This window comes from Rubrobacter taiwanensis (assembly GCF_004337705.1).
Taxonomy (GTDB): domain Bacteria; phylum Actinomycetota; class Rubrobacteria; order Rubrobacterales; family Rubrobacteraceae; genus Rubrobacter_C; species Rubrobacter_C taiwanensis.
Window position 1 is genome coordinate 38,418 of sequence record NZ_SKBU01000018.1, and the last position, 23,154, is coordinate 61,571.

Genomic DNA, 23,154 nt, shown 5'->3' on the forward strand with positions numbered 1-23,154 from the left:
ATCAGGGGTATGGCAGAGAGCGAGAGAGACCAGAACAAGAAGTTACAGCTTCCCGTAATCCCGATCCGGGAGATGACCCTCTTCCCCGAGATGGTTACCCCCGTGCTGGTCGGACGCCGCCCGTCCAAGGCCGCCCTGGAGGAGGTTGGGGAGGATGGCCCGATCCTGCTCGTCGCCCAGAAGGACTCTCAGGGCCCGCCCGTCCCGGAGAACATGTTCGAGTTCGGGACGACGGCCGTAATCCAGCAGATCATAAGGCTCCCCGACGGCTCGCTCAGGATACTCGTCGAGGGGCAAAAGCGCGCCCGGGTTACGGGCTGGGTGCAGACGGAGCCGTATCTGATCGCGGAGCTGGAGGAGATCGAGGAGCCCGAGCTGCCGGAGGAGCTGCCGCGGGAGCTCTCGGCGCTCATGCGCACCGTGATCCAGCAGGTGCAGCAGATGAGCGAACTGGGCGGCCAGGTGCATCCGGACCTCGTGGTTGCGGCCATGAACATAGAGGAGCCGGGCAAGCTCGCGGATCTTATCGCCAGCCAGCTCATCTCCAAGCTGGAGGACCGGCAGGAGATCCTGGAGCGGGTGGACTACGCCGGGCGGCTGGAGCGCGTAAGCGTCGCCCTCTCGGAGGAGCTGGAGGTCCTGAAGCTGCGCAGCCAGGTGCAGCACCGGCTGCAGGAGCAGATGCAGAAGGGCCAGCGGGAGATGCTCCTGCGCGAGCAGCTCGCCGCCATCCAGCGCGAGCTGGGCATCATGGACGAGCGCAGCGAGGAGATTGAGGAGCTCCGGCGGCAGATAGAGGCCGCCGGGATGCCGGAAGAGGTGAAGAAGAAGGCGGAGAAGGAGCTGGACCGCTACCGCAGGCTGAACCCGGCCTCCGCCGAAACGGGTGTGATCCGCACCTACCTGGACTGGATGACGAGCCTGCCCTGGAGCAAGTCCACCGAGGACCGTCTGGACCTCGAAGAGGCCCAGAAGCTGCTGGACGCCGATCACTACGGGCTCGAAGAGGTCAAGGACCGCATCCTGGAACACCTGGCGGTGCGCAAACTGGCCCGAAAAGAGCGCAGCAGCATCCTCTGCTTCGTCGGGCCGCCGGGAACCGGGAAGACCTCCATCGGCCGGGCCATCGCGGACGCTCTGGGACGCAGATTCGCCCGCATCTCTTTGGGCGGCATCCGGGACGAGGCTGAGATAAGGGGCCACCGCCGCACCTATGTGGGCGCGATGCCGGGCCGCATAATCCAGGCCATAAACAACGCCGGGACGCGCAACCCGGTCCTGATGCTGGACGAGATAGACAAGGTAGGCGCGGACTTCCGGGGCGACCCGTCCTCCGCCCTGCTGGAGGCTCTGGACCCGGAGCAGAATCACGCTTTCAGCGACCACTACCTGGAGGTGCCCTTCGACCTCTCGGACGTGCTCTTCATCGCGACGGCCAACGTGCTGGAGACAATCCCGCCGGCGCTCCGGGACCGGATGGAGGTCATCCGCTACTCAGGCTACACCGAGGACGAGAAGACCGAGATCGCGCTCAGGCACCTGATCCCGAAGCAGATCGAGGCCCACGGGCTGCCCGAGGGCTCGCTGAAGATAACCGAGGACGCCATCCGGCGCATCTTGCGCCGTTATACCCGCGAGGCCGGCGTGCGCAACCTGGAGCGCACCATCGCCACGCTCTGCCGGAAGGTCGCACGCAGGATAGTGGACTCCGGGGACGGAGGCGTCTCGGTCACCATAACCGGGGACGACCTGGAGGAGTACCTGGGGCCGCCGCGCTTCCGCTACGGCGTGACCGAGGAGAAGGACGAGATCGGGGTCGCCACGGGGCTGGCCTGGACTCAGGTTGGCGGCGACATCCTGTTCATCGAAGCGACGACGATGCCCGGCAAGGGCTCGCTAACGCTCACCGGGCAGCTCGGGCAGGTGATGAAGGAGTCGGCGCAGGCGGCGATGAGCTACTGCCGGGCGAACGCCCGGCAGCTCGGCATAGAGCCCGAGGACATCTCCAGGCAAGACGTGCACATCCACGTCCCCGAGGGAGCGGTGCCAAAGGACGGCCCCTCGGCCGGTCTGGCCATGACGGTGGCCCTCATCTCGGCGCTCACGGGCCGGCCCGCAAAGCGGCAGGTGGCGATGACCGGTGAGATCACGCTGCGCGGAAGGGTTCTGCCCGTCGGAGGTATCAAGGAGAAGGTGCTCGCGGCCCACCGCGCGGGGGTCAGGACCGTAATCCTGCCGGAGGAGAACCGCAAGGATCTCGTCAAGATCCCGGAGAACGTCCGGGACGAACTCGAGTTCGTCTTCGCCGAGCGTATCTCAGACGCCACGAAGGTGGCACTCGGCCGCCGGAGAAGGAAGAAGCCGTCCCGGCCGGAGAAGGAGCCGGCCGGGACGGCCCTCTAGATGCCCTGGCGGCCGTCCGCCAGAGCTATCTCCAGCACCTTGTGCGCTATGTCCTCGAACTCCTGCGCCCTGACCGAGTCCCCGGTCAGGGTGACGCTCGACCCGTCGTCGAAGAACATCTGCGCCACCTCGGTGCGGGAGCCGCTCTTCTCCAGATAGCTTCTGGCGAGCGCTACCAACCCCGCCAGCGCGGTCAGAGCGAGCAGATACTTCAGAACGCTACGCCTCACCCTCTTCCTCCTTCAGGATACGCGAGATCTCCCGCCCCGCGTTGCGCATGTCGTAGAAGATCAGACCTATCCTCGCCTCCGTTCCGGTAATGGCGGCCAGAACGGTCTCCCCGTCCACCCGCGAGAGCAGCACGTACCCGAGCTCGTTGCGGACCTTCACGTTGCGCGGAGCATCCCGGCCCTGCTCGCGGGCGGTGCGCCCGGCCAGATTGAAGAGAGCCGAAATCATCGCCGAAACCCTCTCCGAGTCCACGCCTTCGGGGAGCGTGGAGGCCAGCGTCTCACCGCCGGAGATAACCACCCCCGCCTTCACGTCCGGCGAAAGCGACTGCAGCTCCCCGAGGACTCGCCTCAAACGCTCTCCTCTGCTCCTCTCCGTCACTCGCCTCCTTCCGGACGCGTACAGCACCACTCTTCTGATCCTCCCGGGATTATACCGGCTTAACAAACGGTCCGCGGAATGGTAATATTGCTCCCGCAGTCCCCGGGGCGATTAGCTCAGCGGGAGAGCGCTGCCTTCACACGGCAGAGGTCGCTGGTTCGATCCCAGCATCGCCCACTTTGAAAACCCTCCCTCCGTCTGGGGGAGTTCGGATTATTCCGTACCGTTTCCACGATAGAGGGCGGCCGAGTCACATACCGCCGGGGCGGGCGAATACGACCTGCACCTCTTCGGTAGTCACCAGTCCTTTATCGATCATCTCGTCTAGTCTGGGGAGTATCGCCTCGATCTTCTCCGGGCGGTCGATGGCTATGATGACCACGGGCAGGTCGCCGGAGAGATCCAGGATCCTGGCCGTGTGTATTTGCTTGTCCGCACCGTAGCCTTCTATTCCGTGAATTACCGTGGCTCCTGCTATCCCTCCCTCGTGCAGAGCTTCGACTATCGCGCGGTAGAGGGCTTTGTGTCCGTACCGGAAGGAGTCACCTATGTAGATGGTCAGCCTGGTGGCGCGCAGCGTGTTCATTTGGATCCTCTCCCGGTTCTCCACACGCGGCGAGTGCCGCGAGCCATAATCACTCCTAGGTAGACGGCAAGAAGCCCTAAGAGCACCTGACCGAATGCATTCAGCATATACCCGGCAAGATTCCCGGCGGAGAGGAGCTGCAGGGACTCGTAACTGAAGATCGAGAAGGTCGTATATCCACCGAGCATGCCCACAGCGAAGAAAGCTCGAGATCGATTCGAGAGCACTCCCTCTTCTACGTAGTGTAGCACCGCGCCGATCAAGAAGCATCCGGAGACGTTAATGATAAAGGTCCCCCACGGAAACGCGGTCCCGTAGAGAGATGTGATCCAAGAATCCAACAAGTAGCGGCTGCCAGCCCCGACCGCGCCTCCCAGAGCTACGAAGAGAGTGTTCATATCCCTGCGGGCTGGGATACCCGGATATGGCTGCGTACGCTATCCGCCGTCACCTATTCTCCCACCAGGCCCCGGACAAGAACGACCCCCAGATACACGGCAGCGAGGCATATGAGGAGCTGACCGAGCGCATTGAACAGGGTGGCCCTGGCGCTCCGGAACCGGAGCAGTTGCATGGTCTCGTACCCGAAGGTAGAAAAAGTTGTGTATCCGCCCAGGATACCCACGGCGAGGAGGTGCCGCGCTCCTCCCGGAAGTCCTCCACTCTCGATAAAAGCCAGGACCACGCCTATCAGAAAAGACCCCGATACGTTTACGAAGAAGGTCCCCCAAGGGAAATCCGTATCGAGCCGGGTCATGATCCAGACCCCCACGAGGTACCGCGCAGCAGACCCGACGGCCCCGCCGAGGGCCACGTAGATCAAGCTCTCCAGCATGCAACACCGGTGCCCAGCCTCTTCAGAGCTCCGCCAGAACGCACGATCTACACACTCAGGGCCCCCGTGAGGAGAAGGTAACCCGGTATCCAGGCCGTAACCACGCCTATTATTATCGTGAAGATCCCGCTAAAGCGCAGCAGCTGCGTCATCCCCAGAGCCAGCAGCAGCCAGTAGACGAACCACAGCACCGCCCAGGCCGCCCAGTTGAGACCCAGCCAGAAGGGGCCCTCGCCCGCAAGAGTGGTAAAAGCTATCGGCACCGCTGTTAACGCCACGAAGAGACAATACCAGCCGAGACCTCGGCCGTCGACGTCCAGAAACCGGTTGATACCCACCCACAGGTACGTAAACGCGAATAAGAGAAACTGCGCCGATGCCAGCACGCTGAACTCGTCTGCTCCGGGACCGAAGGCCGAGTAAAGCGCCACAAGCAGCACCAGCCCCCCGGTAAAGATGTTCATGACCCAGATCTCTCGATCTTGTATGTAGCCCAGAAGCCATATTCCGTTCAGGACGAGAACGGCACCCACATAGAGCAACCCGAGACCAAGATACATCGATGCACCACCTCTCTTATCGCTGTGAAGAGTTCCTCTGCAGCGATATTCGATCGGTGTTCTGGCGGTGTACGTACACCGCCAGAACACCGGGCTACTTACTACTTACCGCGACGAACCTCCGGCTATCCCTTATGCGACCGTCAGCCTCTCTCTATCCCCGGAACTCCACCCTTGTCTGGTTGATCTGCGGCTCGCCCGGAGCATGAGGCAGCCGGGCCTCCCGTGCCACCCGGCTGGGAACGTCCTGCGGGATGACGGGCCGCTTGAAGATCTCGGTCGGTATGTAGAGCGAGACGCACGCATTCGGGATGTCGACGATGCCGCTAACCCGTCCCTCCACCGGAGCCGTACCGATTATGATGTAGGCCTGCTCGTCGGTGTACCCGCAGGTCTTGAGGTACTCGATGGCGTTCAGGCAGGCCTGACGATAAGCGACGGTGAGGTCCAGATAGTGCTGGGTGTTGTCCTCGCTGACCCCGACACCCTCGAAGACCAGGAAGCTGGAGTAGCGGGGCTGGAGATGACTCAGCTCGAAGATCGGCATGTGCGTCGGGCGGGTCATGCCATACTTCTCCATGCCGCCCTTGATCAGCTCCACTCCGAGATCTATGTACCCCGCCATCTCGATCGCCCCGCAGAAGGTGATCTCGCCGTCCCCCTGCGAGAAGTGCAGATCGCCCATCGAGAGCTTGGCACCCTCCACATAGACCGGAAAATAGATGCGCGACCCGATGGTGAGGTCCTTTATGTCGCAGTTGCCGCCGTGCTCCCGCGGAGGAATCGTCCGACACGCCTCCCCGGCGACCCGCTCAAACTCGCTCCCGGTGAGCGTACCCAGCAACGCGTTCTGAGGAAGCGGTGGCAAGGCCAGCGGCGGCACCCGGTCCGGATTGGTGTCGATCAGAGCCTGTTCCCGGCGATTCCACCGGGCCAACAGATCGTGTGAAGGGGCACACCCTATAAGTCCCGGGTGCTGGATCCCCACGAACTCAACATCCGGAACGTGGCGCGAGGTCGCATAAAGGCCGCGCAGGTCCCAGATCGCCTTGTGAGCATCAGGGTAAACGTCGGTGAGAAAGCCGCCCCCGTTCTGCTTGGAGAAGATGCCAGTGTAGCCCCACTGCTGCCCCGGCCCGGAAGGAGGCCCCATGTCAAGGATATCCACAACCAGGATATCCCCCGGCTCCGCACCGTTGACGTGTATCGGGCCGGAGAGCACGTGGCACGGAGTAAGGTCAATGTCGCGGATGTCGTCCGCAGAGTCGTCGTTCCTGACCTGCCCGTTGGTCCAGTCCAGACACTCGATGCGGAAATCCGTCCCCGGATCGGTCGACGCCGCCGCCGGAATGTCCGGGTGCCAGCGGTTGTGCCCGGGCACTTCCTGTTCCTGCATCGGCTTATTCACGTCGACCTTGAACAAGGTTTCGGGCATGACTCCTCCTGTAGTCGCCGAACTCTTCCGAGAAACGCTGGCAGCTCTGCCTCCGGGCCCTGCCCGGTGCTCCTTTCCGCTATCCAACCTCCTTCCCGGAGCCCGATGTGCACAAATGAATGTGCATATCTCACCCCAATATCGAGAGCGGGGGATTATAGTCACGGATCGTGCGGGGTGTCAATGATGCAGGTGGATAGAAAATGAACTAATATGGAAATTGAAACCAGAGGCATCGAAGAGGAGGCGAGGTGCCCGTCTACGAGTTTGTCTGCGAGAGCTGCGGTCCGTTCGAGCAATGGCGGAGCATGGGAGAATCCGGAGCAGACATGAGTTGTCCGGAGTGTGGAGAGGCGGCGCGCAGGTTGTACACGGCGCCCGCGATCAGGAGGATGTCCGCGGGCCTCTACAGGGCTCTGGATCGGGCGGAGAAGAGCGCGAGCGAACCGGAGGTGGTCCGGAAGCCCGGCAAAGGAAGAGACCTCAGAAGCGGACATCGCCACGGTCCCGGGAGACCCTGGGCCCTGGGGCATGGCTGATCTCTCAGTAGGGGCGGTGGGATTCGAACCCACACTGTACGGATTTTAAGTCCGCTGCCTCTGCCGGTTGGGCTACGCCCCCGCACTCATCGCTGTGAAAGTATACCAACTCCGTTTTTCAGGTCGTGCGCCGTGCCGTCGAGGAGGTCTTTCTTCGAAACGGTGAAGCTCTCGTGCCCGCAGGCCCGGACGGCGGAGGCCAGCAGCGTCAGGCCCGCGCGGAAGACCTGGGCTCTCAGGAGCGGTACGGCGTAACGGGAGGAGATCTCTCCCGGACTCAGCGGCTCCAGCTCATCCAGCAGCGTCTCTACGTCGTTCAGGCCGATGCGGTGGATCTCGAGCGAGTCGCCGCCGGAGAGGAGGCCGGCCAGCGTGGTGGCGGTCCCGCCGGCGGCGATGAGCCGGTCCGCGCGGGCGGCGGGTGGGAGGTGGAAGGTCTCGAGCGCGAGTGCGGCCAGCCGCTTCCGGTCCGCACGAGTAAAGCGCTCGTAGTCCCGGGTGCAGCGGACGCTTCCGAGATCGAAGCTCCTGAGCCACTCCGGGTTCCATCCGGCGCGGCCGGAAGATATCTCGGTGCTGCCCCCGCCCACGTCCACGACCGTGGCGCGCTCTCCGGGCCTCAGGTCCAGCGTTGCGCCCGCGAAGGTCAGAGCGGCTTCCTCCTCTCCGGTGAGCACGTAGAGTTCGACACGCCGCCGCTCCAGTTCGGCCGCCAGCGCGGCCGCGGCGGGTCCGGCATCGCGCACGGCGCTGGTGGCGACGGCGGCCACCCGCTCTACATTACGCTCCGCCGCCAGCTCCAGGTACTCGTCCACCGCGGCGAGGGTGCGTTCCAGCCCGGTGTTCCCGAACCCGCTGCGTCCGAGGCCGGTTATGCGCTCGCGGCGCTCGCCGGGCGGGATCAGGAGCCGGGTGGAGTTTGAGCCCAGGTCTATGATCGCGAGGCTACTCATCCGGGGTGCAGCAGCGGTCCTCCGGGTAGGGGTTTCCGAGGCGCTCCAGAGTCCACTCGGCGACCGGGTTCGGGAGCGCCCCGGAGAGGTGGAGCGCCGTAAAGGCGTGCAGGCACTTCACGTGCCCCCCGGACCGTACCCCGGCCACCCGCGTCCCGAAGAGCCGGGCGTGACGCTCGTGGATCTCCTCCACGGCGCTCTCGCCCAACGTCTGCTGCGCCTCGCGCACCCCGCCCGCGGATTCCACACGCGAGATGGCGGCCACCAGCTCGGGGCAGGTCACCCAGAAGCTGGTAGGCATCTCGCGGGTGCGTTCGTTCTCGATCACGCTCGGGCGCCCGAACGGACAGCGGGCGGCGACGCGGAAAGGTCTCGGCCTGCGCCCCAGCTGGCGCGCGACCGCCTCACGGTCGTCCATCGTCCTCCGGGATTATGTAGACCTTCTCGCCGGGGCGGACCATGCCGTACCGCTCCCGGGCCGTACGCTCCAGCCCCTCCGGGGTCTTCAGAGATTCGATGGCATGTTGCTGGCGCGCGTTCTCCCGCTCCGCCTCGTCCAGCCGCTGCTCCAGCACCGCTATCTGGGAGCGACTCTCCATGATCTGCTGCAGCGGCGCTATATACGCCGCGAGCAGGAGTCCGATCAGGGCCGCATAGAGAATCACGAACAGCGGCCGGAGCTTCATCTACTCCTCTCCTATGGTGTACACCTGGAGCATGTTCGTGGACCCCGGCGTGGTGTTCAGCACGCCGCCCGTGATTATCACGCGGTCGCCCTTGCGGACGAACCCGGCCCCCTCGGCCGCCTCGATAGACATTCGCACGCGGGCCTCCATGTTCCCCACCTGCTCGCCCGAGATGGCGTCCACGCCCCAGACGAGCGCCAGCATCCGTACCGTGCTCTCCTCCGGGCTTACGGCTATGATCCTGTTCGACGGGCGGAAGCGCGCCACCCGGATACACGAGAGCCCGCTCTGGGTGGAGGTGATAATAGCCTCGGCGGCCAGGTCCTCGGCCAGCTCGCAGGCGGCATGGGTAAGCGCGTCGTACTTATCCCCCCGGCCCCAGGCGGTCGAGGCCGCCAGATCCTGACCGTAGGCTATCGCGGACTCGGCCGTGCGGCAGATGCGGTCCATCTCCTGCACGCTGCGCAGCGGATAGCGCCCCACGGCCGTCTCGCCGGAGAGCATCACCGCGTCCGCCCGATCGAAGATCGCATTCGCCACGTCGGAGACCTCGGCCCGCGTCGGACGGGGGTTGCGGATCATGGAATCCAGCATCTGCGTCGCGATGATCACCGGCTTGCCCGCCCGCCGGGATCGGGCCACTATGCGCTTCTGCTCTATCGGGACCTGCTCGGCGGGGAGCTCTATGCCCAGATCGCCCCTCGCCACCATGATCCCGTCCGCCGCCCGGATGATGCGCTCGATGTCTCCCACGGCCTCGTGCTTCTCGATCTTGGCCACGACCGGGGTCTTGCCGCCGAACCGGCGGATGCGGTCTTTGAGGTCCAAGATCTCGTCCCCCGAGCGCACGAACGACATCGCCACCCAGTCGGCCCCGATCTCCCTCACGCCGAACTCCAGATCCTCGATGTCCTTCGGCGTGAGCCCTCTGATGCTCAGAGAGGAGTCCGGGAAGTTCAAACCCTTGTGCGAGAGGACCAGCCCGCCGGTGATCACCTCGCACTCAAGCTCGTTCTCCCCGACGCGCACGACCTTCAGATCGAGCAGGCCGTCGTCTATGAGGATGCGGTGCCCCTCCCGGACGTCCTGAGCGATCCCCTCGTAGGAGACCGGCAGGCGGCTGGCGTCGCCCAGGAAGTCTCCCGGCGCGATGGTAACCCGGTTTCCGGGCACAAGCTCCGTTCCCCCAACCACGTTCCCCACCCGTATCTTCGGCCCCTGGATGTCCTGCAGGATGGCGACGTTGCGGCCCATCTCCCGGGCGAACTTGCGGATCAGCTCCGCGCTTCGCGCGTGATCTTCGTGCTCACCGTGTGAGAAGTTCAGGCGCGCCACGTCCACCCCGCTCCGGATGAGGCCCTCGATCATCTCCGGCGTCGAGGTGGCCGGTCCCAGCGTGGCGACTATCTTAGTGCGGCGCACTATCCTCCTAAACCCCCGCGTTGAAGGCCGCCCGGCCGGGGTAGGCCGCGAGCTCCCCGAGCTCCTCCTCGATCCTCAGGAGCTGGTTGTACTTGGCGACGCGGTCGCTGCGCGCAGGGGCTCCGGTCTTGATCTGCCCGGCGTTCATCGCCACCGCCAGATCCGCGATGGTGGTGTCCTCGGTCTCGCCGCTGCGGTGGCTGACCATCGCCGTGTACCCCGCCCGGTAAGCCAGGTTCATCGTCTCCAGGGTCTCGGTGAGCGTCCCGATCTGGTTCACCTTGATGAGGATCGAGTTGCCCACACCCTCTTCTATGCCCCGGGCGAGGATCTTGGGATTGGTCACGAAGAGATCGTCCCCGACCAGCTGCACCCGGCCGCCGAGCCGCTCCGTGAGCAGCCTCCAGCCCTCCCAGTCGTCTTCGGCGAGCCCGTCCTCGATGCTGAGGATGGGGTACTGGTCCGCGAGCTCGACCCAGTAGTCCACCAGCTCTTGGGAGCTCAGCTCGCGCCCTTCGCCTTCGAGCACGTACCGGCCGCCCTCGTAGAACTCGGAGGCCGCCGGATCGAGGGCGAAGGAGATCTGATCCCCGACCGAGTAACCGGCCCGCTCCACAGCGTCCGAGAGTAGGGCCAGCGCCTCCCGGTTGCTGTCCAGGTCCGGAGCGAACCCGCCCTCGTCGCCCACACCGGAGGCGAGCCCCTTCTCCGCGAGCAGCTTCTTGAGAGCGTGGTAGGTCTCAACCACCGCCCGCAGCCCCTCCCGGTAGCTCTCGAACCCCACCGGTACGACCATGAACTCCTGGAAGTCTACGTTGTTTGCCGCGTGCGCCCCGCCGTTGAGGATGTTGGCGCAGGGAACGGGCAGCGTGTGCGCTCCGGCCCCCCCAATGTACCTGAAGAGCGGCAAGCCGGTGGCTCCGGCCGCGGCCTTCGCCGCCGCCAGCGAGACGCCCAGGATGGCATTCGCCCCGAGCCGGCCCTTGTTCTCCGTGCCGTCGGCCTCGATGCAGGCCAGATCCACCGCCCGCTGGTCCGTTACCTCCAACCCCAGCACGGCTTCGGCCAGCTCGGAGTTGACGTTCTCGACGGCCTGCATCACGCCCTTGCCCAGATAGCGCTCTTTATCCCCGTCCCGGAGCTCCACCGCCTCGTTCTGCCCCGTGGAGGCCCCGGAGGGCACCAGCGCCCTGCCGGCGTACCCGCTCGCCGTCACAACCTCCACCTCCACGGTCGGGTTGCCCCGGCTGTCCAGCACCTCCCGGCCATGCACGGCCACGATCTCGGTCATCCGCCGACTCTCCCCTCTTCTGTGCCACCACCGAACTCAACGAGCTCTCAGCCTCTAACTCTACGCCCCAGAGGCTGATCGCACAAGCTAGCCGGGTATGTTACTGCTGTTCTTCCGGCAGTCTCGGACGGTATTCAGGAAGGTACCGGGCGTCGCGCTCCTCCAGCTGGTCGAGCACCCACCGGTTGAAAGCCTCGGCCCGCTGCTCCTCGGTCAGGCTGTCCACGATGGTCTGCCGGGCCTCCTCCAGCGGGGTGACCTCTTCCTCCCGGATCTCAGTGACCTCCAGCACGTGGTAGCCAAACTCGGTCTCGACCGGGCCGACGATCTCGCCCTCCTGTGCCTCCCAGACGGCCTCGTCGAAGTTCTCGACGTAGGAACCCCGCGGCTGGCAGCCCAGATCTCCGCCCTGCTCCCTGCTGCCCGGGTCCTGCGAGTGCTCCGCGGCGAGCTCCTCCCAGTCGCCGCCATCCTCGAGCTGCTGCCGAACCTCCTCGGCGAGCTGCTCCTGCTCCCGGGTGAAGAGGATGTGCCGGACGCAGCGCTGCTCGGGCGTGGTGAACTGGGCCTCAACGTTCTCCTCGTAGTAGGTCCGGACCTCTTCCTCGGTCGGCTCAACACCGGCCGTCACCCGTTCCTGTACCTTCTGAACGGTGAGCCCCTGGCGCACGAACTCCCGGAACTCGCCCTCGGTGAACCCGGCCTGGGAGAGGGCCTCCTGGAAGATCGTCTCGGGCGTCCCTCCCCGCCCGGCCTGCCGGGCCTGATCGAAGAGCTGCTCCCTCGTCTGCCGGACCTGCTCTTCTACCTCCCGGTTCGTGACGGTAATGCCCTGCTCCTCGGCGTAGGTCCCGGCGATCTCGGCCGTAAGCAGGTGCAGCATGACCTGATCCCGCACCGCCGGCCACTGCGGAGACTCGGGCGTTATGCTGCCGGCCCCGCTCCGCTGCGCGAAGCGGTCTATCTCGGCCTGGACTTGGCCCTGCGTGACCTCTCCTCCATCGAATCTGGCGACCACCTGCGCCCCGGAGGGCCGGTTCGGCTCGGCCGGAGCCGGCGAGCAGCCCGCAACGCCCACCAGCGCCACGGCTGCGGCGGCCAGAAACACCTTCGCACGCCTGCTCATGGTCTCTCCCAAAGCGATCGCACCTCGCTATCTGGGTAGGGGTAGTTCATGCAGAAGTCGCGGGGATTATAGCACGAGAGCTCGCAGGGCCGTCTCCGCCAGCTCCAGACCCCGCAGCTTCGAGCCGCGCACGGTCACGCCCCCGGAGCGGTTCTGCACCACGCCCCCGGTCGCGCGCCGCAGCTTCGCCGCTTCCGCCGATCCCGCCCGGTAGCCCGTGAGGCTCAGCGCCCCGGAGCGGCAGCTCACGGCGTTCGCTCCCAGCTCGCGCGCAAGCAGCTTGACGCGCGAGATCCCGAGCAGGTTCTGCGCCGGCACCGGCAGCTCCCCGAAGCGCTCCTCCAGCTCCTCGGCCAGATCTTCGAGCCCGGCGAGCGAGTCGGCCTCCGACGCCCGCCGGTACAGGTTCACCCGCTCCACCTCGTCCTTTACGTAGTCCGGCGGCAGGTAGGCGTCGAGCGGTACCTCCACGATCACGGACCTCCGCTCCTCCCGCTCGACCGGCTCGCCCTTCGCCTGAGCCACCGCTTCCCGCAAGAGCTGCAGGTACATCTCGAAGCCGACCGCCGCGATGTGCCCCGACTGCTCCGCCCCCAGCAGGTTCCCCGCGCCCCGGATCTCCAGGTCGCGCATCGCCACCGCGAAGCCGCTGCCGAGCTCGGTGAAGTCCAGCAGCGCCTCCAGCCGCCGCTGAGCCTCCGGTGTTGCTCCGAGCGGCGCGAAGAGATAGGCGTACGCCTGCCGGTCCGAGCGCCCGATCCTGCCCCGCAGCTGGTAGAGCTGCGCCAGCCCCATCGCGTCTGCCCGGTCCACTATGAGGGTGTTGGCCGTAGCGATGTCCAGCCCGCTCTCCACGATCGTGGTCGAGACCAGCACGTCCGCCCGGCGGTCCAGGAAGGTCTGCATCACGTCCTCTAGCGCCCGCTCGGACATCTGCCCGTGCCCGACCACGAAGCTAGCCTCCGGCACCAGCGCCCGCAGCCTCTCCGCGACAGCATCTATGCTCTCCACCCGGTTGTGGACGAAGAAGACTTGCCCGCCTCTTGCGATCTCGCGCAGGATAGCCCGCCGCACCAGCTCCTCGTCGTACGGCCCCACGTGCGTGAGGATGCTCTGCCTCCCCGCCGGAGCCGTCTCTATGATGCTGATATCCCGCAGCTCTGAGAGCCCCATCTGCATCGTGCGCGGGATGGGGGTGGCGGTGAGCGTCAGCACGTCCACGCTAGTCTTGATCTCCTTCAGGCGCTCCTTGTGCGCCACCCCGAAGCGCTGCTCCTCATCCACGATCACGAGCCCGAGGTCTTTGGGGCGCACCTCCGGGTTCAGCAGCGCGTGCGTCCCGATGAGCACGTCCACCTCTCCCGCCCGGAAGTCCCGGATTATCCTCTCCCGCTCGGCGGGGCCGTCGAAGCGCGAGAGGCTCTCCACGCGCACGGCGAAGCTCTCCAGCCGCTCCCGGAAGGTCCGGTGGTGCTGCTGCACCAGGATGGTCGTCGGGGCGAGCATCATCACCTGCTTGCCCGCCAGTGCCGCCTTGAACGCCGCGCGCACGGCGACCTCGGTCTTCCCGAAGCCCACATCGCCGCACACCAGCCGGTCCATAGGCCGCGGCCGCTGCATGTCCCGCTTGACGGCCTCTATGGCGGCGGCCTGGTCCGGCGTCTCCTGGTACGGGAAGCTCTCCTCCAGCTCCCGTTCCCACTCACCGTCCTCCGGGAAGGCGTACCCCTCCGCGCCGGCCCGAGCCACCTGCAGCAGTAACAGATCCCCGGCCAGCGCTTTGACCCGGCGGCGAACCCGGTCCGTAAGCTGCTCCCAGGTCTGGCCGCCGAGCCGGTCCAGCCGGGCCGTACCCCCGCCGACGTACCGGTGCAGCAAATCCATCTGCTCGTAGGGCACGAAGAGCGTGTCCCCGCCCCGGTAGGTGACCTGCATGTAGTCCCGGACGGCCCCCAGAGCCTCTTTTGCGACCAGCCCCTCGAAGCGCCCGATGCCGTGCACCAGGTGCACCACGAGATCTCCGGGCTTGAGGTCCGCGAACGCCCCGACCGCCCGGCCCGGACGGCGGCGCTCCGCGGAGCGCCGCCCGAAGAGCGCATCCCGCCGCACCACCGCGAGGCCGCCCTCCGGGTAGATGAACCCCTCCTCTATCTCGTGCGGGATGGCGTAGATCCCCGGCCCCAGACCCGCGTCCACACGCTCCGCCTCCCGCACCCTCCTCCCGGCCCGCTCGAAGGCGTAGACGGCGCGCCGGGCTTCTCCGGCAGAGCCGCAGGCCACGAACACCGCCAGTCCGTCGCTCACCATCGCGTCCAGCCGGCGACCGGCCTCCCGGACCGTGGTGCTCAGGTGCGCCGCAGGGGGTGCGGAGATCACCTCCCCCTCCCCGCTCCCGCCGAACCGCAGCGCCACGTCCTCCGGAAGCTCCGGCTCGTAGAGCTCCGGCACGAAGCCGTCCACCTCTTCGAGCCCTTCGCGCTCCTCTTCGGCCCAGACCTCGGCGTCTTCCGGCAGCCGCTCCAGCGGCGAGATAGGGTCCAGCCCCAGCAGCAGCCGGTCCAGCCCCGGCACACGCACGCCCCGGCCGACCTCCTCCGGCCACTCCTCCCCGCTGCGGGCCGCGAGTACCGGCAGGTCCCCCTCCCTCACCGCGTACGCGCTTACGCCCTCCAAATCCCGCACGACCCGCTGGGTTGCCAGGGAGACGGCCCGCACGCTCTCCACCTCATCCCCCCACCACTCGACACGCACCGGCGACCGGCGGGTGCCGGGGAAGAGGTCCACGATCCCGCCCCGCACCGCAAACTCCCCGGGGCGGCTTACCCGGTCTACCCGCTCGTACCCGAGCGCCGCCAGCCGCGATAGCGCCTCGTCCATCTCCAGCGGCAGATCCGGCTCCAGCAGCAGCGGCTCGTGCAGCGGCGTCCGCTCCCGCAACGCCACCGGCCCGGCGACGATCAAGCGCGCCTCCCCCATCGCGTGCAGCGCCCGCTGCCGCTCGCTTACCCGCCGCGCACCGGGACCGAACACGTCCCCGTACACCGGCCCGCGCGAGGGCAAATGCACGACACCCTCCACAAAACAGCGGGCGTCGCGCGCGTAGCGCGCGGCATCCTCCTCCGAAGAGGCAACGAGCAGCACCGGACGCCCGGCGGTCGCCGCCAGATATGCTCGGAGGCGCCGGGGAGCCTGGATGTTCTTCAGCCGGGTCTCGGGCACCGGGTAATTCTACCGCTCCCGCGCCGGGTTCCAAGCGGCAACGCCGCACGAGAAGGGGAGCCGGCCGGCTCCCCCTTCCGCACGACGGGTGTTCTTACGAATGCAGCACCTCTACCAGCTCGCGCACGGCTCCGGCGCTCTTGTGGAGATCCTGCAGCTCCTCCTCGGTGAGGTCGAGCTCTATGATCTCCTCTATCCCCCCGCTCCCGAGCTTGACCGGCACGCCGACGAAGAGCCCGTCTATGCCGTACTCGCCCTCAAGATATGCGGCGCAGGGCAGGATGCGCTTCTGGTCCAGAACGATGGCGTCCACCATCTCCACCGAGGCGGCCGAGGGCGCGTAGAACGCGCTCCCCTTCTGCAAAAGCTTGACGATCTCGGCCCCGCCGTCGCGGGTGCGCTGCACGATGGCCTCCACCTTATCTTTCGGCAGCAGCTCGGTGATGGAGACGCCGCCCACCGTGGCCATGCTCGGAAGCGGGACCATGGTGTCGCCGTGGCCGCCGAGCACGAGCGCGAAGACGTCCTTGACCGAGACGTTCAGCTCCTCGGCGATGAAGGTGCGGTAGCGGGCGGTGTCCAGGATGCCCGCCATCCCGATCACGCGCTCCTTCGGGAAGCCGCTGGTCTCAAGCGCCACGTGGCACATCGCGTCCAGCGGGTTGGCCACCACGATGATTATGCACTCCGGAGAGTACCGCACGACCTCTTCGGTGACGCTCTGCACGATCTCCTGGTTGTTCTTCAAGAGGTCGTCCCGGCTCATCCCCGGCTTGCGCGGCATGCCGCTCGTGATGACCACCACGTCGGAGTCCGCCGTCTCCTCGTAGCCGTTGGTACCGATGACCTTCGACTCGAACCCCTCGACCGGACCGCTCTGCAGGATGTCTAGCGCCTTGCCCTGCGGTAGCCCCTCCACGATGTCCACGAGAACCACGTCGGCGTAGTTGCGCTCCGCCAGCCGCTGCGCCGTCGTGCCCCCGACGTTGCCGGCACCGACCACCGTAACCTTGCTGCGGCCCATCGACCCTCCTCGGTTGTAGCTCTCTCGCACCGCAGGGCATTATACCCATCCAGCGGGCCAGGAATCCCACCCGCGACCAGATGTCTCTATAGATGGCCTCCTGCTGCATCGTCCGGTACCGCACCCGGGCGCTCCGGCGGAGAAGGCCGGTGTGAGCGGCGGTCCTTTCTCTTAGAATCCGGGTATGCGAGACGGGGAAAAGGGCTCTTCTGAGGAGTATCTGGCACTCCACTCTCCGGCCGTCGAGCGGGTCATCGCGGCGATGCGCCGGAACGAGGCGGGGGCCCTCTCGCTGAGGACGATGGGCGAGATGGCCCACCTCAGCCCCTACCACTTCGCGCGCACCTTCAGGAAGGTGACCGGTGTGGCGCCCGGCGAGTTTCTGACGGCCGTGCGTCTGGAACGGGCCAAGAAGCTGCTTTTGAGCACGGACTTGAGCGTAGCCGAGGTGTGCTTCGAGGTCGGCTACGGGAGCCTCGGGACGTTCACGACCCGCTTCCGGGAGCTCGTCGGCCTGACACCGGGCCGAATGCGGCGGCTGCCCGAGGAGCTGCACGAGGCTCTGGCTCGCACCGGCGGGAGGACCCGGGGGATGTCCCCGGAACGGCCGGGGCCGGGCGTCGCCTTCCGGGTCCGCGGCTGCGGGCTCGCCGGGACTTTGATCTTCGCCGGGCTCTTCCCCTCGGCCCTCCCGCAGGGCCGGCCCGTGGCCGGGGAGATCCTGGAAGCTCCCGGAGATTACCGGCTGGCCCCCGTCCCCGACGGCCGCTACCACCTCATGGCCGCCGCGCTCCCCTGCTCGGGAGGCCCCTCCTCGCTGCTGTTCCCCGGCGACGCCCTGCGCGTGGGACGCGCTCCGGCCACAGTCGAGGTACGGGGCGGCAGAGCCGCCGGAAGGATCGAGGTAGAGCTACGCCCCCCGCGAAGCACCGACCCGCCGGTACTCATCGCCCTGCCGGCGCTGCTCCTGGAACGGCTCGCTGCCCGCTGAGGCAAAGAGCAAGATAAGAGAAGTCTCCGGCCGTACCCCCGATTACGCTTGCTCCGGAACGAAGAAGAGGAGAGACAAGATGAGGGTACTACTCGAGCCGGAGGCGGCAGAGTTGGAGAAGATCTCCGGGCTGCCCGTAGAGACAGCCCTACCGCGGGCCGCCCGCTTCCTGAACCGCCTGGCAGAAGACCGGGCGTTCATCGAAGAGGAGGTCCTACCGCTCCTCCGGGAGGCGCAGGGCGCGCAGGAGGAGTGGTACGTAGCCCGCCGCTACGACGACCCGGACGGCTCCTACTCGCTGCAGCTCTTCGTCTGGCCTCCGGGAACGGGGACCAGGGTCCACGACCACTCCTCCTGGGGAGCCTACCGCTGTCTCGCCGGCACCGTGCTCGAGGAGCGCTACGAGCGTCTCGACGACGGCTCTATCCCGGACCACGCCCGCCTGAAGCGCGCTTGGCGGCTCGATTGGGGACCGGAGCACGGAGCCTCGACCGTGCTGCCCGGGGATGGGGGGATCCACCGGGTTAGCAACCCCGGCGAGGAGGTGGCGGTCAGCGTGCACCTCTACGGGCCGAGGTTGCGGGAGGTGGACGGGCGGGACTACGACCCCTCCCGGGACTACGTCTGCGACCGGCGAGATTGAGGTCCCGATCAAAGGACCGCACCGGGCGCCGAAAGAGCAAGATAGAAGAAGTGCCGGCGCTGCGGTCCGGGTACGCTTGACCCGCAAGCGAAAACCTGCAGAAAGGGGAGGAAGTGATGGAGCACATCCACTCCGCAACGCTGACGGTCAGAGGCCCTGCATCGCAGCCGGAGAGGCGTGAGAGTGTCGAAGAAGGAGGGCGATGAGCGGTAGAGCAGGCGGGCTGGCGGTCCACGCGGAGGGTCTGGTCCGCCGGTTCGGGGACAACGTCGCGGTAGACGGTGTGGACCTGAGGGTGCGTCCGGGTGAGATCTACGGCTTCCTCGGTCCCAACGGAGCCGGCAAGACCACCACGATCCGCATGCTCGCCACCCTGCTCCGCCCCGACTCCGGCACGGCGCGGGTGCTCGGGCACGACGTCGTGCGCGAGGCCGGCGCGGTGCGAGGGAGGGTGAGCCTCACCGGCCAGTTCGCCTCGGTGGACGAGGACCTGACCGGGCTGGAGAACCTCATCCTGATCGCCCGCCTGTTGGGCTACTCGCGCAAGGCGGCCCGGGTACGGGCCGGAGAGCTGCTCGAAGCCTTCGGGCTGGCCGAGGCGGCCGGCCGGCAGGTAAAGAAGTACTCCGGGGGCATGCGCCGCCGGCTGGATATCGCGGCGAGCATCGTCGTCACGCCGGACCTCATCTTCCTCGACGAGCCGACCACCGGCCTCGACCCGCGGAGCCGCAACCAGGTGTGGGAGATCATCCGCACCCTCGCCGCCGGGGGCACGACGGTGCTCCTGACCACGCAGTACCTCGAAGAGGCCGACCGGCTGGCCGACCGGATCGCCGTCATCGACCACGGGCGCGTGATCGCCGAAGGTACCCCCGGCGAGCTCAAGTCCTCGGTCGGCTCCGGCGCCCTGCACGTGCGGCTGCGCGACCCCGGGGACCGGCCCGAAGCCGAGCGGATACTCTCCCAGACGCTCGGCGCTCCCGTGCACCGGGAGCCCGACCCGGCCGCGCTCTCGGCCCGCGTCTCTGACCCGGAGCGCGTGGCCAATGCGCTCGCGGAGCTCTCCCGCTGTGGCGTCGCGGTAACGGACTTCTCCCTCGGCCGGCCGAGCCTGGACGAGGTGTTCCTGGCTCTCACCGGCCGCCCGGCCGGCGAAGACGAAACCGCTACCGGTGAGGAGGACGCGGCATGACCACTGAGACCACCCCGACACAGACGGTCCGCGAAGAGACGCTGCGCTCGGCGCTGGCGGCGGGTGGCCGTCCGAAGCGGCCGGGAGCGCTCTCCGCCTCGCTCACCTTCGGGTGGCGGGCGCTCTTGAAGATCAAGCACGTCCCCGAGCAGCTCTTCGACGTCACGGCGTTCCCGATCATGTTCACCCTCATGTTCACCTACCTGTTCGGCGGGGCCATAGCCGGCTCTACGTCCGAGTACCTGCGGTTCCTCCTGCCGGGCATCCTGGTCCAGACGGTCGTGTTCATCACCATCTACACCGGGTTTACCCTGAACACCGACATCTCTCGGGGTGTCTTCGACCGCTTCCGGTCGCTGCCGGTCTGGCGTCCGGCGCCCCTCGTCGGCGCGCTGCTCGGCGACGCCGCGCGCTACACGATGGCCTCGGCGATGGTCCTCGTGCTGGGTCTCATCCTGGGCTTCCGGCCGGAGGGCGGTCCGCCCGGCGTGTTGCTGGCGGTGCTGCTCGTCCTGGTCTTCTCGTTCAGCCTGTCCTGGATCTGGACCGCCCTCGGGCTCGTCCTGCGGACGCCGAACTCGGTCATGGGCGTGAGCATGATGGTGCTCTTCCCGCTCACCTTCGCCAGCAACATCTTCGTGGACCCGCAGACCATGCCGGGCTGGCTGAAAGCGGCGGTCGGCGCCAACCCCATCACCCACCTGGTGACCGCCGTGCGCGGCCTGATGCACGGGACCGTGACGGCCGGGCAGGTAGGCTGGGTGCTCCTGAGCTGCGCGGCGCTCGTGGCCATATTCGCCCCTCTCACCATGCACCTCTACCGCAACCAGAGCTGAGGCGGTTCGCGGAAGTTTGCTTCCGCGAACCCTGCGGCTTCATGCCTCAGGCGTCAGCTCCTCCAGCTCGGCGAGCACGGCGCCGCCGGAGACCATGGAGCCTTCGCGGAAGGGAAGCCGGGTGACCACCCCGGCGTAGGGAGCCACGATGGGCTGCTCCATCTTCATCGCCTCCAGCACCAGGAGCGGCTGCTGCGCCCGCACCTCTTCGCCTTCCTCGACCAGGACCTTGATCACGATCCCGGGCATGGGAGCCTCCAGACTGGTACGTCCGGACTCGCCGGAGCCTGACTCCATATCCTCCAGGTTCAAGGCGGGCGGTCTGGCGAGCGTGTGCTCGCGCCCCCTGCACGAGACCCGCACCTCGCTCCCTTCGCGCTCGACCCGGGCCGCGACCGGGCTGCCGTTCGCCTTCAGGTGCAGCTCGTTGCCCGTCCGGGCCAGAAGCCCGACCTCATACTCCTCGCCATCCAGCCGCAGCCGCCAGAGCCGGGCACCGTTCCGTTCGGCTTCGACCGTCCGCTCCCGGCCGCCGTCCAGGTAGCGGATGCGAGCGGCTCCGCCGGCCCGCCAGATCCCCAGCTCGAAAGGATCGCGCGCCGGGTTCCCGCTCCCGGAGAGCTCCTCGACCGCCGCCGCGAGCAGCGCCTCTGCAGGAGCCTCCCCGGGACGACCGACGAGCCCGTGCGTCTCCAGGAAATCGGTCGAGGTGTCTCCGGCCGCGAAGGCGGGGTGCCCGGCCACGCGCCGGAGCAGGGGCAGGTTGGTCACGACCCCCTCGATCACGTAGCTCCTGAGCGCCTCTTGCATCCTTGAGACGGCCGCCGGCCGGTCCGGGGCGTAGACGATGAGCTTCCCGATCATGGGGTCGTAGTTGACCGGGACCTCGTCGCCGGACTCCACCCCGGCGTCGTTGCGGATGCCCGGCCCCTCGGGCGGCCGGAAGAGCAGGATCCGGCCGCCGGTCGGCATGAACGTCTCCGGGTCCTCGGCGTAGACGCGGGCCTCGATCGCGCTGCCCGTAAGCTCCACGCTCTCTTGCGCGAACGGCAGCCGCTCCCCGGCAGCGACCCGGATCTGCAGCTCCACCAGATCCCGGCCCGTGACGAGCTCGGTAACCGGGTGCTCCACCTGCAGGCGGGTGTTCATCTCCAGGAAGTAGAAGCGGTGGCCCTCCAGCATGAACTCCACCGTCCCGGCGTTGCGGTAGCCGGCGGCCTCGGCCAGCCGCACGGCCGCCTCCCCGAGCTCCTCGCGCTCCTCTGGCGTCAGGGCCGGAGACGGAGACTCCTCGATGATCTTCTGGTGCCTACGCTGGATGGAGCACTCCCGCTCACCCAGGTGCACCACGTTGCCGTGGTTGTCGCCGAGAACCTGCACCTCGATGTGGCGCGGCCGCTCTATCAGCTTCTCCAGGAACACCCGGCCGTCGCCGAAGGCCGAGAGGGCCTCCCTCTGCGCGCTCTCCACGGCGTCCGGGAACTCTCCGGGGTCGCGGACGGCGCGCATCCCCCGCCCGCCGCCGCCGGCGCTGGCCTTGATGAGCACCGGAAAGCCGATGCGCCCGGCCTCCTCCGCCAGCTTCTCCACGCTCGTATCATCCCCGGTATATCCGGGCACGGTGGGAACGTCCGCCTTCTCCGCCAGCCGCTTGGCCGCCACCTTCGATCCCATGAGCTCCATAGCCTCCGGGGGAGGCCCGATCCAGACGGCTCCCGCCTCCTCCACCGCCCGGGCGAAGTCCGCGTTCTCGGCCAGAAACCCGTAGCCGGGGTGCACGGCCTCCGCGCCGCTCTCCCGGACGGCGTCCAGGATGCGTTCGATGTTCAGGTAGCTCTCCGCGGGTGCGGCGGGGCCGAGCAGGTAGGACTCGTCCGCGAGCCGCACGTGCAGGGCCCCGGCATCGGCCTCCGAGTAGACCGCGACGGCCGCTATCCCGAGCTCGCGGCAGGCGCGGATTATCCGGACCGCGATCTCACCCCGGTTCGCGATGAGGATTCTGGAGAACATCAGGCTCGTATCCAGCTCGCCCGGCGCTTCTCCAGGAATGCCCGCAGCCCTTCCTGCCCCTCTTCGCTCGTGCGGGTCCGGGCCATCTGCCGGGCCATCGTGTAGGTCTCTTCGGAGATATCTATGCCGCGCAGCGCGCGCACCAGCCGCTTGGCCTCCGCGAGCGCGTTGGGCCCGCCCTGAAGCAGGGCATCCACCTTCTTCCGCACCGCAGCGTCCAGCTCGCCCTCGGGGACCACCTCGTGCACGAGCCCGATCTCCCGCGCCCTCTCGGCCCCGAAGCGCTCGCCGGTCAGAAACAAAGCGGCGGCGGCCGAAACCCCGATCTTGGCCACCGCGACCGGAGCGATGGTGGAGGGCGTGATGCCGAGCCGCACCTCGGTGAACCCGAACCGCGCGCCCTCGGCCGCAACCACGATGTCCGAGGCCGCAACCAGCCCGCAGCCGCCGCCCAGCACCGCGCCGTGCGCCCGGGCGACGATGGGCTTGGGGCACTCGTCCATCGCCACCAGCATTCCCGCCAGCCTCTGCATGTCCTCCACGTTCTCCTCGTAGGAGAGCTCTATGCTGCGCCGGAGCCAGTCTATGTCCGCTCCGGCGCAGAGCGAGCGCCCCGCGCCGGAGATGACGACGGCGCGGACGGCGCCGTCCCGCCCGGCCTCTTCTATGGCCTGCCGGATCTCGTCTATAAGGGCGTTGTTGAGCGCGTTGTGCACCCCGGGCCGGTTCAGCGTGAGGCGGGCGACCCCGCCTTCGACCTCGTAGCGCAGGTTCTCGTATGGCATCAACCC

At 67.4% G+C, this 23,154-nt stretch carries 23 protein-coding genes and 2 tRNA genes; 7 read left to right on the plus strand and 18 right to left on the minus strand.

All coding sequences use genetic code 11. The features are described from left to right. Positions 1–9 precede the first annotated feature (9 nt). Entirely contained in the window at positions 10–2,403 is a 2,394-nt protein-coding gene (lon, locus tag E0L93_RS10700; protein WP_132691741.1) for an endopeptidase La, read from the plus strand. Here the strand turns inward: lon and E0L93_RS10705 are convergent. Together E0L93_RS10705 and E0L93_RS10710 are read right to left on the minus strand one after the other, a co-directional pair. Beyond that, the gene (locus tag E0L93_RS10705) at positions 2,400–2,633 is read right to left on the minus strand and encodes a hypothetical protein (RefSeq protein WP_132691743.1); all 234 of its coding nucleotides are present in this window, start codon (positions 2,631–2,633) and stop codon (positions 2,400–2,402) included. The genes lon and E0L93_RS10705 overlap by 4 nt on opposite strands. Beyond that, positions 2,623–2,988, minus strand: a complete 366-nt coding sequence (locus E0L93_RS10710; RefSeq protein ID WP_165874302.1) for a roadblock/LC7 domain-containing protein — start codon at positions 2,986–2,988, stop codon at positions 2,623–2,625. Before E0L93_RS10710 ends, E0L93_RS10705 begins: the two co-directional genes overlap by 11 nt. A gap of 132 nt (positions 2,989–3,120) precedes the next feature. On the opposite strand from E0L93_RS10710, the gene E0L93_RS10715 reads away from it, so the two are divergent. Then, positions 3,121–3,192: transfer RNA gene (locus E0L93_RS10715), tRNA-Val, on the plus strand. A 73-nt stretch (positions 3,193–3,265) separates the two neighbouring features. On the opposite strand, the gene E0L93_RS10720 is transcribed toward E0L93_RS10715, so the two are convergent. The 5 genes from E0L93_RS10720 to fmdA all read right to left on the minus strand — a co-directional run bounded on the left by E0L93_RS10720 (position 3,266) and on the right by fmdA (position 6,431). After that, positions 3,266–3,601, minus strand: coding sequence for a DUF190 domain-containing protein (locus tag E0L93_RS10720; protein ID WP_132691747.1), 336 nt, complete (start codon positions 3,599–3,601; stop codon positions 3,266–3,268). Further along, on the minus strand, positions 3,598–3,999 hold the full coding sequence (gene crcB, locus E0L93_RS10725) for a fluoride efflux transporter CrcB (RefSeq protein ID WP_132691749.1): 402 nt from the start codon (positions 3,997–3,999) through the stop codon (positions 3,598–3,600). Before crcB (E0L93_RS10725) ends, E0L93_RS10720 begins: the two co-directional genes overlap by 4 nt. A gap of 53 nt (positions 4,000–4,052) precedes the next feature. Further along, positions 4,053–4,436 (minus strand): fluoride efflux transporter CrcB, encoded by a 384-nt coding sequence (gene crcB / locus E0L93_RS10730; protein ID WP_207890441.1) that lies wholly within the window; start codon positions 4,434–4,436, stop codon positions 4,053–4,055. Between the two features lie 47 nt (positions 4,437–4,483). Continuing rightward, positions 4,484–4,996 (minus strand): AmiS/UreI family transporter, encoded by a 513-nt coding sequence (locus E0L93_RS10735; RefSeq protein WP_132691751.1) that lies wholly within the window; start codon positions 4,994–4,996, stop codon positions 4,484–4,486. Between the two features lie 154 nt (positions 4,997–5,150). Beyond that, positions 5,151–6,431, minus strand: a complete 1,281-nt coding sequence (gene fmdA, locus E0L93_RS10740; RefSeq protein ID WP_132691753.1) for a formamidase — start codon at positions 6,429–6,431, stop codon at positions 5,151–5,153. 251 nt (positions 6,432–6,682) lie between these two features. Here fmdA and E0L93_RS16645 point away from each other — a divergent pair, with 251 nt between their 5' ends. After that, positions 6,683–6,970: an FmdB family zinc ribbon protein gene (locus tag E0L93_RS16645; RefSeq protein ID WP_132691755.1), complete on the plus strand. Its 288-nt coding sequence runs from the start codon at positions 6,683–6,685 to the stop codon at positions 6,968–6,970. An 8-nt stretch (positions 6,971–6,978) separates the two neighbouring features. On the opposite strand, the gene E0L93_RS10750 is transcribed toward E0L93_RS16645, so the two are convergent. From E0L93_RS10750 to mdh, 9 genes are all read right to left on the minus strand, one after another. Then, positions 6,979–7,052: transfer RNA gene (locus E0L93_RS10750), tRNA-Leu, on the minus strand. A 4-nt stretch (positions 7,053–7,056) separates the two neighbouring features. Further along, positions 7,057–7,923 carry a Ppx/GppA phosphatase family protein gene (locus E0L93_RS10755; RefSeq protein WP_132691757.1) on the minus strand — a complete coding sequence of 289 codons (867 nt, stop codon included), beginning with the start codon at positions 7,921–7,923 and terminating at the stop codon, positions 7,057–7,059. Further along, positions 7,916–8,341, minus strand: a complete 426-nt coding sequence (locus E0L93_RS10760) for a DUF501 domain-containing protein (protein ID WP_132691759.1) — start codon at positions 8,339–8,341, stop codon at positions 7,916–7,918. The genes E0L93_RS10755 and E0L93_RS10760 overlap by 8 nt, the downstream gene beginning before the upstream one ends. Further along, positions 8,328–8,609 carry an FtsB family cell division protein gene (locus E0L93_RS10765; protein ID WP_132691761.1) on the minus strand — a complete coding sequence of 94 codons (282 nt, stop codon included), beginning with the start codon at positions 8,607–8,609 and terminating at the stop codon, positions 8,328–8,330. The genes E0L93_RS10760 and E0L93_RS10765 overlap by 14 nt, the downstream gene beginning before the upstream one ends. Further along, positions 8,610–10,031, minus strand: coding sequence for a pyruvate kinase (gene pyk / locus E0L93_RS10770; protein WP_165874303.1), 1,422 nt, complete (start codon positions 10,029–10,031; stop codon positions 8,610–8,612). It abuts the gene before it with no gap. 7 nt (positions 10,032–10,038) lie between these two features. Beyond that, on the minus strand, positions 10,039–11,322 hold the full coding sequence (gene eno / locus E0L93_RS10775; RefSeq protein ID WP_132691765.1) for a phosphopyruvate hydratase: 1,284 nt from the start codon (positions 11,320–11,322) through the stop codon (positions 10,039–10,041). A gap of 100 nt (positions 11,323–11,422) precedes the next feature. Beyond that, positions 11,423–12,448, minus strand: a complete 1,026-nt coding sequence (locus E0L93_RS10780; RefSeq protein ID WP_132691767.1) for a peptidylprolyl isomerase — start codon at positions 12,446–12,448, stop codon at positions 11,423–11,425. A gap of 66 nt (positions 12,449–12,514) precedes the next feature. Then, positions 12,515–15,667, minus strand: a complete 3,153-nt coding sequence (gene mfd, locus E0L93_RS10785; protein ID WP_132691769.1) for a transcription-repair coupling factor — start codon at positions 15,665–15,667, stop codon at positions 12,515–12,517. Between the two features lie 94 nt (positions 15,668–15,761). Then, positions 15,762–16,691 carry a malate dehydrogenase gene (mdh, locus tag E0L93_RS10790; protein ID WP_132691771.1) on the minus strand — a complete coding sequence of 310 codons (930 nt, stop codon included), beginning with the start codon at positions 16,689–16,691 and terminating at the stop codon, positions 15,762–15,764. Positions 16,692–16,875: 184 nt separating this feature from the next. Between mdh and E0L93_RS10795 the strand changes: the two genes are divergently transcribed. The 4 genes from E0L93_RS10795 to E0L93_RS10810 all read left to right on the plus strand — a co-directional run bounded on the left by E0L93_RS10795 (position 16,876) and on the right by E0L93_RS10810 (position 20,353). Beyond that, the gene (locus tag E0L93_RS10795) at positions 16,876–17,682 is read left to right on the plus strand and encodes a helix-turn-helix domain-containing protein (protein ID WP_132691773.1); all 807 of its coding nucleotides are present in this window, start codon (positions 16,876–16,878) and stop codon (positions 17,680–17,682) included. A 79-nt stretch (positions 17,683–17,761) separates the two neighbouring features. Next, complete coding sequence (locus E0L93_RS10800) at positions 17,762–18,325, plus strand: cysteine dioxygenase family protein (RefSeq protein ID WP_132691775.1); 564 nt, start codon at positions 17,762–17,764, stop codon at positions 18,323–18,325. Positions 18,326–18,527: 202 nt separating this feature from the next. After that, positions 18,528–19,517, plus strand: coding sequence for an ATP-binding cassette domain-containing protein (locus E0L93_RS10805; protein WP_132691777.1), 990 nt, complete (start codon positions 18,528–18,530; stop codon positions 19,515–19,517). Beyond that, the gene (locus E0L93_RS10810; protein WP_132691779.1) at positions 19,514–20,353 is read left to right on the plus strand and encodes an ABC transporter permease; all 840 of its coding nucleotides are present in this window, start codon (positions 19,514–19,516) and stop codon (positions 20,351–20,353) included. The genes E0L93_RS10805 and E0L93_RS10810 overlap by 4 nt, the downstream gene beginning before the upstream one ends. A 39-nt stretch (positions 20,354–20,392) precedes the next feature. Here the strand turns inward: E0L93_RS10810 and E0L93_RS10815 are convergent, their stop codons facing one another. Together E0L93_RS10815 and E0L93_RS10820 are read right to left on the minus strand one after the other, a co-directional pair. Further along, positions 20,393–22,363, minus strand: a complete 1,971-nt coding sequence (locus tag E0L93_RS10815; protein WP_132691781.1) for an acetyl-CoA carboxylase biotin carboxylase subunit — start codon at positions 22,361–22,363, stop codon at positions 20,393–20,395. Continuing rightward, on the minus strand, positions 22,363–23,148 hold the full coding sequence (locus E0L93_RS10820) for an enoyl-CoA hydratase-related protein (RefSeq protein ID WP_132691783.1): 786 nt from the start codon (positions 23,146–23,148) through the stop codon (positions 22,363–22,365). Before E0L93_RS10820 ends, E0L93_RS10815 begins: the two co-directional genes overlap by 1 nt. Between the last annotated feature and the right edge of the window lie 6 nt (positions 23,149–23,154).